The sequence below is a fragment of the Mycobacterium triplex genome, assembly GCF_000689255.1.
In the GTDB taxonomy this organism is placed as follows: Bacteria; Actinomycetota; Actinomycetes; order Mycobacteriales; family Mycobacteriaceae; genus Mycobacterium; species Mycobacterium triplex.
Genome location: NZ_HG964446.1, coordinates 5,800,169 through 5,814,777 on the forward strand (window position 1 = coordinate 5,800,169; position 14,609 = coordinate 5,814,777).

The window sequence follows — 14,609 nt, forward strand, 5'->3', positions numbered from 1 at the left end:
GAGCCCCGCGAGTCGCACTCATGCAGGAGGTTGGCCGCTGTGGCGGATGCACCCAAGACCGAAGGCCAGGCATCGGCAGTGAGGGGGCTGCCGGAGGAGTTGGCCGAAGCCGGATTCGACAATGCTCGCCAGGTCGGCAAGGGCGGTGCCGGGGTGGTGTACCGCTGCCGCGAGACCGCGTTGGGCCGCATGGTCGCGATCAAGGTGATGCCGGCGAGTTTCGACGAAGAGAGCCGGGAACGCTTTCTGCGTGAGGGCTACGCGATGGGCGGGCTCTCGGGGCATCCGAACATCCTCAACATCTTGCGGGTCGGCATCACCCCGAGTGGCCGGCCCTACATCGTGATGCCTTACTGCGCCGAGGATTCCCTGGCGGTGCGGCTGCGCCGCGAGGGCCGCATCCCTTGGCCGGAAGCGATGCGCATCGGTGTGAAGCTGTGTGGGGCACTGGAAACCGCGCACAAGACCGGCATTTTGCACCGCGACATCAAGCCCGCGAACGTGCTCGTCAACGATTACGGCGAACCACAATTGGCCGACTTCGGAATCGCGCATATCCAGGGCGGGTACGAAACGACCAGCGGGTTCTTCTCCGGCACAATCGACTACACACCGCCGGAGTCGCTGGCCGGCAATCCGGCGACGGTGGCCTCGGACGTCTATTCACTCGGCGCCACGATTTACACCCTGATCGCCGGAACCGCCCCCTACGAGCGGCTGGCGAGCGAAGACCTCGTCGCCCAGTACCTGCGCATGAGCACCACCAAGGTCCCCGATCTGCGTGCCAGCGGGGTCCCCGACTCGGTGTGCGCGGCAATCGAGAGTGCGATGGCGGTGGATCCCGCGGACCGGCCCGCATCCGCGGCGGAATTGGGCCGCGAGTTCCAAGCCGCGCAGCGCAGCAACGGCCTGCCGGCGGATGCGATGGCGATCACCGACTCGGGGCGGCAGTCGGTACGGGAGGCAGCCGCGGAGATCGCCCAATTGACGACCGGGGACGACAGCGCGCGGCTAACGTCGACCGCCCCGGCCACCCTGGTCCGGGAATCCGCGAACCAGCTCACCGGTGCGTCGGAATCCGTTATCCAGCGCGAGTTTTCGGACGCGGCACCGGTATTGCGCGCCGTCTACGACGCCGAGGTGCAACCGGAAATCGAGCCTGCACATCGCGATGGTGACGCCGCTGTCGACGCGGCATCGTCCGATCCCGGTCCGCCCGGCAAAAAACCACCGCTGTGGGCGCGGGCGGCCGGGTGGTTCTCGGAGCCGGGACGCAAGCGCCACCGCATCGGGTTGGCCGCCGGCGCGGCCGCCCTGGTCGCCGTACTGGTCGCCGGCATCGTCTACGCCGTACTGCCGTTCGGTGGGGACACCAAGAAGAACACCGCGAGTACCCAACAGCCCGCGACACACCCCGCGCAGCAGGCGGTTCAGTGGACGCCGATCTCGGAGGCGCGGGTGGCGCGTTATGCGGCGGCAACGACACAAGTCGACGGCGCCGTTTGGGTTTTCGGCGGAATTCGCAGCGACGGCACCATCACCGCACGACAGGAGGGCTACGATCCGGCCATCGACGAATGGAAACGCGGCGACGATCTCCCGGTCGCGGTTTCGCATGCGATGGCGGTCACCTGGCAGGGCAGCTCGGTGGTACTCGGCGGCTGGATGACTGATGACGGTAAGAACGTTGCAGCAGACCAGGTTTGGCGGATGGTTAACGGACACTGGGTCGAGTTGCCGCATCTGCTTCAGCCCAGAGCGGCGGCCGCGGCGGCGGTCGCGGGCGACCGAATCGTGGTCACCGGCGGTGTCGACGCGAACGGCGCCCTGCTGAATACCACCGAGGTGTTCGACGGCAAGGCGTGGACGCTGGGCGCCCCGCTGCCGACTCCACGACAAATGCTGGCCGCGGCCTCGGACGGAAGGCTGGTGTACGCGGTCGGCGGAACGAACGGGGCCGACCTGACGACGGTCGAGGCCTATGACCCCGCCGACAAAACGTGGACGGCGTTGCCCGCGTTGCCAAAAGCTCGCAGCGGACTCGGCGCCACCGTCGCGGACGGGCGTCTGGTGGCCCTCGGGGGCGTGTCGTCGGGCCAGGTCCTCAAGAGCGTTTCGACCTTCGATCTGGTGACCAAAACCTGGTCCGGTCTGCCGGACATGGCGACCGCACGGCACGGCATGGCGGTCGCCTCGGTGGAGCGATCGGTGTACGCGATCGGCGGCTCGACGACCATCGGGGATGAACAAGCCGTCACGTCGGCCGAGACGCTCAAGCTGCCGGCCCGCAAGACCCAGCCGGCACCGTCGTGGCGTTCATTACCGGACGCGCCGACGGCCCGGCTGGCGGCGGCCTCGGCCGTGCTGAACAACAAGGTGTGGGTCGTGGGTGGCCTGCGCAACGGCGTTGCGCTGCAAACGGTTGAGAGCTACGAGCCGCACGCCGGCATCTGGGAAACCGCGCCCGCGTTGCCGATCCCGCTGCACCACGCGACCGCGGCGGCGTACCGCGGCGAGGTCGTTGTGCTCGGCGGCGCAGGCGCCAACATCGACGGCGGGTCCGCCAAAGTGTTCGCCCTGCGCGGTGGCAACTGGGTGGAGCTACCGCCGCTCACGCACGCCCGTGCGGCGGCGGCCTCGGCGGTCGTCGGCGACAAACTGGTGGTCGTCGGCGGCCAGAACGGCAAGCAACTCGTCGGGCAGACCGAGGTTTTCGACGGCACCTCCTGGAAGGACGCCGCCGACCTGCCGACCCCGCGCGACGACCTTGCCGCGGTGTCGGATGGCACCTACGTCTACGCGCTCGGCGGCAGGATGCTTTCGCCCGACCAGAACTCCGCGGCGGTGGAACGCTTCGACCTCGGGTCGGGAACGTGGGCCAAGTTGGCGGGCATGCCGACACCGCGAGGCAGCTACGGCGCCACCTACATCGACGGCCGGATCGTCGCGGTCGGCGGCGAAGAGCCGTCGACGGTGCTGAATGTGGGCGAGATGTACGACATCACCGCCGGAAAATGGAATGTGCTGCCGCCGCTGCCGACCCCTCGTCATGACGAGGTGGTGGCCGCGGTCGGCAACACCGTCTACGTCATCGGCGGCGCTAACCGCCCCGGCCAAGAGGGTCCCGTCGCGACGGTCGAGGCCCTCGATTTCAGCTAAGGCGGCTGCTCAGAACACCTTTGCCGGTCTTCTCACGTCCACGAACAGGGCAATCGTGGAGTTCCGCCCGATTGATCATGCTCGAATCATGTCCCCGAGCAGGCACGGAGCGATACTCTTGAGCTCGCGAATTCGACAATCGCGGGGAAGTTGAGCGCCAACAATATGGGTGAGGGGTTCCCCAAAGACGCGCCGCCGCCCAGCGGCATCATCGCTGAATTGTCCGACGCTGGATTCGAGGACGCGCGCCAAGTCGCCAGGGGCGGCGCCGGGGTGATCTATTGCGCCTACGAGACGGCGCTGGGGCGCAATGTCGCGATCAAGGTGCTGCCGTCGCATATCGACGACGAGAGCCGCGAGCGATTTCTGCGCGAAGGCTATGCGATGGGCGGGCTCTCGGGCCACCCGAACATCGTCAACATCCTGCGGGTCGGCGTGACCGAAAGTGGCCGGCCCTACATCGTGATGCCGTACATGTCCTCGGATTCCCTGGCGGTCCGGCTGCGTCGCGAAGGGCCGATCGCCTGGCCCGAGGCACTGCGGATCGCCGTAAAGCTCTGCGGCGCACTGGAAACCGCACACCGAAGCGGCACGTTGCACCGCGACATCAAGCCCGCCAACGTGCTCGTCAGCGACTACGGCGAGCCGCTGCTGAGCGACTTCGGGATCGCCCACATCGAGGGTGGCTACGAAACGGCGACCGGATTCTTCTCCGGCACAATCGACTACACCGCACCGGAGGTCATGACCGGTAAGCCGGCCACGGTCGCGTCCGACCTCTACTCGCTCGGCGCCACGATCTATGCGCTGATCGCCGGTGCCGCGGCGCACGAACGCAAGAACGACGAGGACCTCGTCGCCCAGTATCTGCGAATCAGCACGACACGGATCCCCGATATGCGTCCGGAAGGAATCCCGGAGGCGGTCTGCGCGGCGATCGAGCATGCGATGGCGATCGATCCGGCGCAACGGCCTGCGTCCGCGGCGGAGTTCGGCCGCGAGTTGCAGGCGGCCCAGAAGCTCAGCGGTTTACGACCCGATTCGATGGCGATCACCAGCGTCGCACCCGAATCGGGACGCACACCGCAGCCGGGCGTCGACGGACAAACTTCGATCGTTTCCGGTGATGCGGTCGCGCCGGCACCGGACCGGACGACGTCGACCGTTCCGGGAGCAGGCCGGCCGGCGGACCCGGGCCCCACCCAGGCGATCGGCGGCGTCATCGGGGGCGCTTCGCCCCGCCTGCAGCCCGGACCTCCCGGTCAGGAGGAGTTCTCCGAAGCGGCCAGCATGTTGCGCGGCGCATACACCGCGGAAACCCAAGCGCACCTTGGTGCTTCGGCACCGGCGAGCGGCGGCCCCGGAATGAGCCCGCCCGGCGGTCCGGGCCAACCGCCGTCGTCCGGTTCGGTGCCGCCGTCCTGGCGCAAGCCGCTCTTGGTCAAGGTCCGGGAGTGGTTCGCCGAGCCGGGCAGGAAGCGCAATCGCGTCGCGCTCGTCGCCGGCGCCCTGGTCGTCGTGGTGCTGTTGGTCGTCGGCGGCCTGTTCTTCTTGACACCGGACAACAAGGACCAGAAGCCCGTCGCGGGCCGGCCGACAACGCAGGCACCCGTGGCGTGGAAGCCGATCACCAACGATCGGGTGTCGCGCGTAGAGACGGCGACGACGCAGGTCGACGGAACCATTTGGGTCTTCGGCGGGATCCGCAGCGACGGCGCTGTCACGGCACTGCAAGAGGGCTATGACCCCGTCATCGACAGCTGGAAGGGCGGCGACGACCTACCCGTTGCCGTGCAGGACGCGATGGCGGTCAACTGGCAGGGCAACCCGGTCGTGCTCGGCGGCTTCAAGACCGTCGGCGGCAAACCCGTTGCGACCGATCAGGTTTGGCGGGTCGTCAACAGTCGCTGGGTCGAGATGCCTCGCCTGCTGCAGCCCCGCGCGGGAGCGGCGGCCGCGGTCGTGGGCGACCACCTGGTCGTCACGGCTGGTGTCGACGCCAACGGCGCACTGCTGAATACCACCGAGGTCTTCGATGGCACGTCCTGGAGCCTCGGCGCGCCGATACCGACTCCGCGCCAACAACTGGCCGCGGCGTCGGACGGAAAGCTCGTCTATACCGTCGGTGGCACCACCGGGGACTCCGACCAGGTGAACGTCGAGGCGTATGACCCGGTCGCCAAGACCTGGACGACGTTGCCCGCACTTCCCCAGGCCCGCAGTGATCTCGGCGTCGCCATCACCGACGGCCGGCTGGTGACCGTCGGAGGGGTGTCCGGCGGGCAAGTTCTCAAGAGCGTTTCGGTGTTCGATCTGATGAGCAGAACGTGGTCCGGTCTGCCCGACATGTCGACCCCGCGGCACGGCATGGCGGTCGCGGCGGTCGAGAAGTCCGTGTACGCGATCGGCGGGTCGAGCACCATCGGCGACAACCAGCCGATCTCGACGGCGGAAGTGCTGAAACTGCCGGCCCGCAAGATCCAGCCGGTCGCGCAGTGGCGCTCGCTGCCGGACGCGCCGACCGCCCGGCTGATGATGGCGTGGGCGGTGCTCAACAACAAGATCTGGATCATGGGTGGGCTGCGCAACGGCACCGCCCTGCAGACGGTCGAGAGTTTCGACCCGAAGACCGGAGCCTGGGAAACCGGACCGCCGCTGCCGATCCCGCTGCATCATGCCGCGGCGGCGACCTTCCGCGGCGAGGTGGTCATCCTCGGCGGCGCGAGCGACAACATCGCCGACGGGTCCAACAAGGTGTTCGCCCTGCGCGGCGGCAACTGGGTGGAGCTACCGCCGATGACGCACGCCCGCGCGGCGCCGGCCGCGGCGGTCGTCGGCGACAAACTCGTCGCGGTGGGCGGGCAGAACGCCAAGCAGCTTGTTCCGCAGACCGAGGTCTTCGACGGCAGCTCGTGGAAGGACGCCGCCGACATGCCCACCCCGCGCGAACACCTGGCGGCGGTCTCCGATGGCACCTACGTGTACACGGTCGGCGGACGTTTCCTGTCCTCGGACAAGAACTCCGCGGCCCTGGAGCGGTTCGACCCGCAATCCGGTCAATGGACCAAGTTGGTGGGCATGCCGACGCCGCGGGGCAGCTACGGCGCGACATACATCGACGGCCGGATCTTGGCGGTCGGCGGCGAAGAACCGACCCGGGTGCTCAACGTCGTCGAGATGTACGACATCGCCGAAGGGAAGTGGAGCACGTTGCCGCCGATGCCGACGCCGCGGCATGCCGAGGTGGTGGCCACGGTGGGCAACACGGTCTATGTGATCGGTGGGGCGAACCGGCCGACGCATGAGGGCCCGATCGCGACGGTCGAGGCCCTGGACTTCATGTGATTGCGGCGGCGGGAGCTTTCGGCGCTCGGCCCGGCCGCGAGCGCTTTTCGGCGCTTGTTTGATATATGTCAAATATGGGGATCCGTACCAACGGATCGGCCCGGTGGCCCGCCCCCTCAACGGGCCACCGGGAACCCATCACCGGAGCTGCGCGGACACCAAAGAATTCGATACCCGGGCAGCCGGTGCTTGCATGGCGGAATAGATTGCCAAAATTCGCCTAAGCCAAACATTTGTCCCGCCGCATACAAATCAGCGGCGTCGCGGGACGCGTCCCTGGGGCCGTCCCGGCGCTACAGCCAGGTGTCTTGCGTCGTCGTGGTCAGGAACGCTTCCAGGTCGTCGCGCCACTGGGCCGGCGTCGTCTTATCCGGCTCGATCCCGGTGTATTCGCCGCGGTAGAACAGCAGTGGCCGCGGCTTGATCTTGGGCGCCTCCGACAGTGACTGCACCGCGCCGAACACCACGAAGTGATCTCCGCCGTCGTGTACGGATGCCACGGTGCAGTCGATGTGGGCCAGCGAGCCGTCGATGATCGGCGAGCCGAGTTCTGATGGATGCCAGTCGATCCCGGCGAACTTGTCGGCCTCCTTGGATCCGAATCGGGCCGAGACGTGCTTTTGGCTCTCGGTGAGCATGTTGACGCAGAACCGGCCGCTGGCCTCGATGGCCTGCCACGACCGCGACACCTTGGTCGGGCAGAACAGCACCAGCGGAGGGTCGAGCGACAGCGCCGCGAAGGACTGGCAGGCGAAGCCGATCGGCGCGTCGTCGTGCACGGTGGTGATGATCGTGATCCCGGTGCAGAACTGACCGAGCACGTTGCGAAACGTGCGCGGGTCGATCGGCGCGGCGGACACAGTCGAGTTAACCCTTGAAGCCGACGCTGAAGTCGTGGCCCCACAGGCTGATCGCGGTGCTCTCCCGGGCGATCCAGTCGTCGTCTTCGACTTGTCGTCCCTCACAACCGAATTCGACGTCGAATCCGCCGGGGCTCTTCATGTAGAAGGACAGCATCAGGTCGTTGACGTGGCGGCCGAGCGTGGCCGACATCGGCACCTTCTTGCGCAGCGCCCGATCCAGGCAGAGGCCGACGTCGTCGGCCTCTCCGACCTCGACCATCAGGTGCACGATGCCGCTGGGGGTCTGCCCAGGCATGAAGGCCAGGCTGTGATGACGCGGGTTGCAGCCCAGGAAGCGCAGCCAGGCCGGCGGCCCGTCGGCGGGCCGACCGACCACCTGGGGCGGCAGCCGCATCGAGTCACGCAGCTTGAAGTCCAGTACATCCCGGTAGAAGTGCAGCGTCTCCTCGTCGTCACGGGTCGTCAGGACCACGTGGCCCAGGCCCTGTTCCTCGGTGACGAACTTGTGCCCGTACGGGCTGACCACGCGGCGGTGCTCGAGGGCGGCGCCGTGGAAGACCTCGAGACAGTTACCCGACGGGTCGGAGAACCGGATCATCTCGTCCACCCGGCGATCGGCCAGTTCGGCGGCGGTGGCCTCCTTGTAGGGTGTGCCCTCGACGTCGAGCCGGTTCCGAATCTCCTGCAGGCCAGCGGCGTTCGCGCATTCCCAGCCCGCTTCGATGAGCCGGTCTGCCTCGCCGGGCACGATCACCAGCCGGGCCGGAAAATCGTCCATCCGCAGATACAGCGCGCCCTCGGTGATCCCCTTGCCCTCGACCATGCCGAGAACCTTGAGCCCGAATTCACGCCAGGCCGCCATGTCGGTGGCCTCGATGCGCAGATAGCCCAGAGAGCGGATGCTCATCACGCGCCTCCCAGGAAATCGATGGTGAGCTTGTTGAACTCGTCGAACTTCTCCACCTGTGCCCAGTGCCCACACTGCCCGAAAACGTGTAACTGCGCACGCGGGATGGTCTTCAGTGCGACCAGCGCGCCGTCGAGCGGGTTGACCCGATCCTCGCGGCCCCAGATCAGCAACACCGGCTGACGCAGCCGATGCACCTCGCGCCACATCATGCCGAGCTCGAAATCCGCTCCGGCGAACGACATTCCCATCGCGCGGGTCGCCGTCAGCGATTCCGGCGTGCTGGCCAACGCGAAGCGCTGCTCGACCAACGCGGGGGTGATCAGCTTCTGGTCGTAAACCATCACCCGCAGAAACGCCTCGAGGTTCTCCCGGGTCGGCTCGGCGGAGAACTTGCCCAACCGCTTGACGCCCTCGGTCGGATCGGGCGCGAACAGATTCACGCTGACCCCGCCGGGGCCCATCAGCACCAGACGCCCGGCCTTGTCCGGGTAGTCCAGCGCGAAGCGCACCGCGGTGCCACCGCCCAGCGAATTGCCCACCAGCGGAACACGTCCCAGGCCCAGCTGGTCGAAGAGACCCTTCAGCGCCCGCGCCGCGTAGTGGTTGAACTGCCCGTGCTCGGCGCGCTTGTCGGAGTGCCCGTAGCCGGGTTGGTCGACCGCCAGCACGTGGAACCGCTCGGCGAGGACCGGGATGTTGCGCGAGAAGTTGGTCCAACTCGCCGCGCCGGGGCCACCGCCGTGCAGCAGCACTATTGTCTGCTCGTTGCCTAAGCCCGCCTCGTGGTAGTGCAGCTTCAGCGGGCCGTCGACGTCCACCTCGGCGAATCGCGAAGTCGATTCGAAGGTTATTTCTTCCGTCGCCGTCATCAGACCATGGTGTCGCCGGGCGGCAACCCGAACTCGTTGTTCCCGAAGATCTGGTAGGCCCGCTCCGGGTCGTTGGCCGCGTGCACCCGGCCAGCGTGCGCGTCGCGCCAGAACCGTTGCACCGGTTGATCATTGCCCAGCGCCGTGGCACCGGACGCCTCGAACAGCCGGTCGATGGAAGCGATCGCACGCCCGGTGGCGCGCACCTGGTCGCGGCGAGCGCGGGCGCGCAGGTCGAACGGGATCTCCTTGCCGGCACTCAATAACGCGAACTCGTCGGCGACGTTTCCGCTCAGCTGGCGCCATGCGGCGTCGATGTCGCTGGCCGCCTCGGCGATGCGGACCTTGGCGAACGGGTCGTCCTTGGCCTTCTCCCCGGCGAACGCCGCCCGCACCCGCTTGCCCTGGTGCTCGACGTGTGCGTCATACGCGCCGTAAGCCATGCCGACGATCGGAGCCGAAATGGTGGTGGGATGCATTGTGCCCCAAGGCATCTTGTAGACCGGCGCGGTGTTGGTCTGATACCCGCCGGCGGTGCCGTCGTTCATGGCCTTGTAGGACAGAAACCGGTGCCGGGGCACGAAGACGTCCTTGACGACGACGGTGTTGCTGCCGGTGCCGCGCAGGCCGACGACATGCCACACGTCGTCGATGCGGTACTCGCTGCGCGGGATCAGGAAGCTGCCGAAGTCGACGGGCCGGCCGTCCTTGATGACGGGCCCGCCGAGAAACGCCCAGGTGGCGTGGTCGCAGCCCGACGACCAGTTCCACGATCCGTTGACCAGATAACCGCCGTCGGTCACCACGCCCGCACCCATCGGGGCATACGACGACGAGACCCGGGTCTTGGGGTCCTCGCCCCAGACCTCCTCCTGAGCCTGCTGGTCGAACAGCGCCAGGTGCCAGTTGTGCACGCCGATGATCGAGCTGACCCAGCCGGTGGACCCACACGCACTGGCCAGCCGCCGCACCGCCTCGTAGAACAGCGTGGGGTCGCATTGCAGACCACCCCACTGCTCGGGCTGCAGCAACCTGAAGAATCCGACCTCGTCGAGCTCGGCAACGGTCTCATCGGGCAGCCGGCGCAGGTCCTCTGTCGCCTGAGCGCGCTCCCGGATCTTCGGAAGCAGATCGTCGATCCCCGCCAAGACCGACTGCGCATCACGCTGTTGAATGGACGTCACTTAGGTTTGCCTCCTGGGCCAGACTTACTACTCAGTGGACTTACACAGCAGACTAGAACATGTTCTGATTTGTGTCGAGCAGGGTATTCCTGCGCCTGGTAGCGATATAAATCGGGTTTTCTGTAACATGTTCTAGTTGTCATGAAAGGGAGGGCGGGTCTTGACGGAAGCAGATCTGGACGAGCCACTCGGCGACCACGTCCTCGAACTGCAGATCGCCGAGGTCGTCGACGAGACCGACGATGCACGCTCGCTGGTGTTCGCGGTGCCGGACGCGTCGGGCGATCCCGAGATCCCGGCGGAGCGGCTGCGCTACGCACCAGGCCAGTTCCTGACGTTGCGGGTGCCCAGCGACCGTACCGGTTCGGTGGCGCGCTGCTACTCGCTGTGCAGCTCGCCGTTCACCGACGACGCGCTCACGGTCACGGTGAAACGGACCGCCGACGGATACGCGTCCAACTGGCTGTGCGACAACGCCCAGGCGGGCATGCGGATCCACGTGCTGGCGCCGTCGGGCAACTTCGTCCCCAAGACGCTCGACCAGGACTTCCTGCTGCTGGCCGCCGGCAGCGGCGTCACCCCGATCATGTCGATCTGCAAGTCGGCGCTCTCCGAAGGCGGCGGGCAGGTGACGCTGGTCTACGCCAACCGCGACGAAAGCTCGGTGATCTTCGCCGATGCGCTGCGCGAGCTGGCCGCCAAGTATCCCGACCGGCTCACGGTGCTGCACTGGCTGGAATCGCTGCAGGGGCTGCCCAGTGCGGCGGCGCTGGCGAGGCTGGCCACGCCGTTCACCGACCGGCACGCCTTCATCTGCGGGCCCGGCCCATTCATGGATGCGGCCCGCCAAGCGCTTGAGTCGCTGGAAGTGCCTGCGGCACAGGTGCATATCGAGGTGTTCAAGTCGCTGGATTCCGACCCGTTCGCCGCGGTCACGATCGAGGACACCGACGACGGCGACCAGCCGCCGGCCACCGCGATCGTCGAACTGGACGGCGAGACCCACACGGTGTCGTGGCCGCGCAGCGCGAAACTGCTCGACGTTCTGCTGGCCAAAGGCCTCGACGCGCCGTTCTCCTGTCGGGAAGGCCACTGCGGGGCATGTGCCTGCACGCTGAAAAGCGGCAAAGTCAGCATGGAGGTCAACGACGTGCTCGAACAGCAGGACCTCGACGACGGGCTAATTTTGGCCTGTCAATCTCACCCGGAATCTGATTCGGTAGAAGTCACCTACGACGATTAGTCGCGGGGGTTCGACGGAAGGAAGCGCCGATGATGCGATCGGTAACGGGCGTGGCAGCCGTCGGACTGGCGTTGGCTTTCCTGCCCGTGCCGGGGGCCGGCGCGGCGAGCAACACCGCCACCACGCTGTTCCCGCTTGACGGCCCGAATCAGCTGGAAACGCATATGTCCCTCAACTGCTTCAAATCCGACGGCCACTGCGACTTCGTCGCCGGGGCCGACACCCGCACCCCCGACGGCGGCGTGATCGGCTTCCCGCCCGGGCTGTGGGCGCGGCAAACCACCGAGATCCGGTCGAACAACCGGATGGCCTACCTGGACGCGCACGCCAACGGGCAATACGAGCGCGTCATGAAATCGATGGGCACCGACGAGATCACCACGGTCTACTTCGGCGAAGGACCCCCGGACAAGTACCAGACCACCGGGCGCATCGACTCCACCGACTGGGGCACCGGCCAGCCCAAGACCGACGAAACCGTCTACACCTGCACCCACATTCAGGTGGTGTACAGCGGGGTCAACATCACCTCGCCGAGCACCTGCGCGGTGACGACGTTCTCTTAGGCGCTTGGCGCCTAGCCGGTAAATCCGCAGCCAAAGTGCGAGTGAGGGCCTGCAAAATTACGGGCTCGGCGAAGAAACGAACTAGCGGGGCAGGCCGAGTAGCCGCTCGGCGGCCACGGTCAGCAGAATCTGCTCGGTGCCGCCGGCGATCGTGAGGCAGCGGGTGTTCAGGAAGTCGAACACCGCCCGGTCGTGCTCCGCCCGGCGGTCGACGAGCCCGCCGCCCTCGGCGACGTCCATCGTGAATTCGGCCAGCGCCTGCCGGTAGCGGACGCCGATCAGCTTGCGCACGCTGGATTGCGCGCCCGGGTCCTGCCCGCCGACGGCCAGCTGGGCGATGCGCTGGTCCAGCAACGCGCCCGTCTGGGCCAAGATGATCAGCCGCCCCAGCCGGTCCTGCTCGGCAACGTCCAGGTCCCGCTTCGCCAGCAGCTTGAGCAGCTCTTCCATCGGGTTGCCCAGCGCGGTCCCGTTGGCCATCGCGACCCGCTCGTTGGCCAGCGTGGTGCGGGCCAGCCGCCAGCCGTCGTTGACCGCGCCGACGACCATCTCGTCGGGCACGAAGACGTTGTCCAGGAACACCTCGTTGAACAGCGAGTCGCCGGTGATCTCGCGCAGCGGCCGGATGTCGATGCCGGGCGATTTCATGTCGACCAGGAAGTAGGTGATGCCCTTGTGCTTCGGGGCGTCGGGATCGGTGCGCGCCAGGCACACGCCCCAGCGCGCTTTGTGCGCCGCGGACGTCCACACCTTCTGCCCGGTCAGCAACCAGCCGCCGGATGGATCTTCCGTGCGCACGGCTTTGGTGCGCAACGACGCCAGGTCCGACCCGGCTCCCGGCTCGGAAAACAGCTGGCACCAAAGGAATTCGCCACGCATGGTGGCCGGCACGAATTGTTCGATCTGCTCCGGTGTGCCGTGCTCGAGGATCGTCGGTGCCGCCCACCAGCCGATCACCAGGTCGGGCCGGTCCACGCCGGCCGCGGCCAGCTCCTGGTCGATCAGCAGCTGCTCGGCCGGCGACGCGGCGCGGCCGTACGGCTTGGGCCAGTGCGGTGCCTGCAGCCCCGCGTCGGCCAGGGCCACCTGCCGCTTCTCGGCGGGCAACGCGGCGATCTCGGCGACGGTCGCGGCGAGCTCGGCGCGCTGACCCTCGACCTCCGCTAGGTCGATGCTCAGCCGTCGGCGCACCCCGTCCTGGGTCAGCTCGGTGATGCGGCGCAGCCAGCGCTCGGCTCCACCGAGGTACCGGCCGATCGCGTGCGCCCGGCGCAGATACAGATGCGCGTCGTGCTCCCAGGTGCAACCGATGCCGCCCAGCACCTGAATGCAGTCCCTGACGTTGGCCTTCACCGCGGGAATCGCGACGCCGGCGGCCAGCGCGGCGGCGATGGAGAATTGACGATCATCGGACTCGCCGGCGGCGCGGGCCGCGTCGGCGGCGGCCACCTCGGCCTGCTCGGCGCGACACAGCATCTCCGCGCACAGGTGCTTGACGGCCTGGAAGCTGCCGATCGGCTTGCCGAACTGCTCGCGCACCTTCGCGTAGTCGACCGCGGTGGTCAGCGACCAGCGGGTGACGCCGGCCGCTTCGGCGGCCAGCACGGTCGCGGCCAGCTCCTCGACCCGCTGCCGCGACTCCGCGATCGGGGTCGCCGGCGCCGACGTCAACACCACGCGCGCCAGCGGCCGGGAAAAGTCGGCGGCCTGCAACGGCTCCACCCGCACGCCGTCGCCGCCGGCGTCGACGAGGACGAACGTGTCACCCGCGGGCAACAGCAACAGCGCGCCGTCGGCGCCGCCCAGCACGAAGTCGACCGTGCCCGAGGCTGCCCCGCCGTCGAACCGCACCTCACCCTCGAGCGCCAAACCGGCGAAACGCTCACCCGAGGCGAGCGCGGACAGCACTTCGGGATCGGTGACAACCAGGGTGGCCAGCGCGGTGGTGGCGATCGGCCCGGGGACCAAGGCCTTGGCCGCCTCCTCGACCATCGCGCACAGATCCTCGATGCTGCCGCCGGCCCCGCCGGCGTCCTCGGCGATGGCCACTCCGAACAGGCCGAGGTCGGCCAGGCGAGCGAAAACCGGCCGCCAGGCGTCCGCGTTGCCCTGCTCGACCTCGCGGATGGCGGCGGTCCCGCCCGGCCCGGAAGTCGTGTTACGGGCCCAGTCGCGCACCAACTCACGCGCCGCGAACTGTTCGTCGGTGACGGTCGCTACCACGTGGCGCCCTCCGTGTGCTTGATCAAGGTGACCGTTAGGGGCGCTATCGCCCACTAGAACGTGTTCTAATAGTGCCAGCGATCGACCGTCAAGTCGAACGCCGTTACAGCAGGACAGCTCGCTGCCCCGGCGGGATGGAGGTGGGAAATTCACATACGACTTGGTTATCGTTTGCGAACGAACCGCCCGAAAGAGGAGCAATCCGTCAGATGTCGTCAGCGAACGCTAACTCGGGCCACGTCTCCGA

The 14,609-nt window shown here is 67.7% G+C and carries 9 protein-coding genes; 4 read left to right on the forward strand and 5 right to left on the reverse strand.

The features are described 5' to 3' along the window. Positions 1–39: 39 nt before the first annotated feature. Both BN973_RS26975 and BN973_RS26980 read left to right on the forward strand, forming a co-directional pair. Positions 40–3,159 (forward strand): Kelch repeat-containing protein, encoded by a 3,120-nt coding sequence (locus tag BN973_RS26975; protein WP_036471778.1) that lies wholly within the window; start codon positions 40–42, stop codon positions 3,157–3,159. Positions 3,160–3,324: 165 nt separating this feature from the next. Beyond that, positions 3,325–6,504, forward strand: coding sequence for a serine/threonine-protein kinase (locus tag BN973_RS26980; RefSeq protein ID WP_036471779.1), 3,180 nt, complete (start codon positions 3,325–3,327; stop codon positions 6,502–6,504). A 293-nt stretch (positions 6,505–6,797) separates the two neighbouring features. On the opposite strand, the gene hsaB is transcribed toward BN973_RS26980, so the two are convergent. The 4 genes from hsaB to hsaA are packed head-to-tail and all read right to left on the reverse strand — an operon-like array spanning position 6,798 to position 10,330. Beyond that, positions 6,798–7,364 (reverse strand): 3-hydroxy-9,10-secoandrosta-1,3,5(10)-triene-9,17-dione monooxygenase reductase subunit, encoded by a 567-nt coding sequence (hsaB, locus tag BN973_RS26985; protein ID WP_036471780.1) that lies wholly within the window; start codon positions 7,362–7,364, stop codon positions 6,798–6,800. A gap of 7 nt (positions 7,365–7,371) precedes the next feature. Next, positions 7,372–8,274 (reverse strand): iron-dependent extradiol dioxygenase HsaC, encoded by a 903-nt coding sequence (gene hsaC / locus BN973_RS26990; RefSeq protein WP_036471781.1) that lies wholly within the window; start codon positions 8,272–8,274, stop codon positions 7,372–7,374. After that, on the reverse strand, positions 8,274–9,146 hold the full coding sequence (gene hsaD, locus BN973_RS26995) for a 4,5:9,10-diseco-3-hydroxy-5,9,17-trioxoandrosta-1(10),2-diene-4-oate hydrolase (protein WP_036471782.1): 873 nt from the start codon (positions 9,144–9,146) through the stop codon (positions 8,274–8,276). Before hsaD ends, hsaC begins: the two co-directional genes overlap by 1 nt. Beyond that, positions 9,146–10,330 (reverse strand): 3-hydroxy-9,10-secoandrosta-1,3,5(10)-triene-9,17-dione monooxygenase oxygenase subunit, encoded by a 1,185-nt coding sequence (gene hsaA / locus BN973_RS27000; protein ID WP_036471783.1) that lies wholly within the window; start codon positions 10,328–10,330, stop codon positions 9,146–9,148. Before hsaA ends, hsaD begins: the two co-directional genes overlap by 1 nt. 160 nt (positions 10,331–10,490) lie before the next feature. Between hsaA and BN973_RS27005 the strand changes: the two genes are divergently transcribed. Both BN973_RS27005 and BN973_RS27010 read left to right on the forward strand, forming a co-directional pair. Next, positions 10,491–11,573 carry a ferredoxin--NADP reductase gene (locus tag BN973_RS27005; protein ID WP_036471784.1) on the forward strand — a complete coding sequence of 361 codons (1,083 nt, stop codon included), beginning with the start codon at positions 10,491–10,493 and terminating at the stop codon, positions 11,571–11,573. A 29-nt stretch (positions 11,574–11,602) separates the two neighbouring features. Further along, positions 11,603–12,139: a hypothetical protein gene (locus BN973_RS27010; RefSeq protein WP_036471785.1), complete on the forward strand. Its 537-nt coding sequence runs from the start codon at positions 11,603–11,605 to the stop codon at positions 12,137–12,139. Between the two features lie 81 nt (positions 12,140–12,220). Here the strand turns inward: BN973_RS27010 and BN973_RS27015 are convergent, their stop codons facing one another. Further along, positions 12,221–14,362 carry an acyl-CoA dehydrogenase gene (locus BN973_RS27015; protein WP_036471786.1) on the reverse strand — a complete coding sequence of 714 codons (2,142 nt, stop codon included), beginning with the start codon at positions 14,360–14,362 and terminating at the stop codon, positions 12,221–12,223. Positions 14,363–14,609 lie beyond the last annotated feature (247 nt).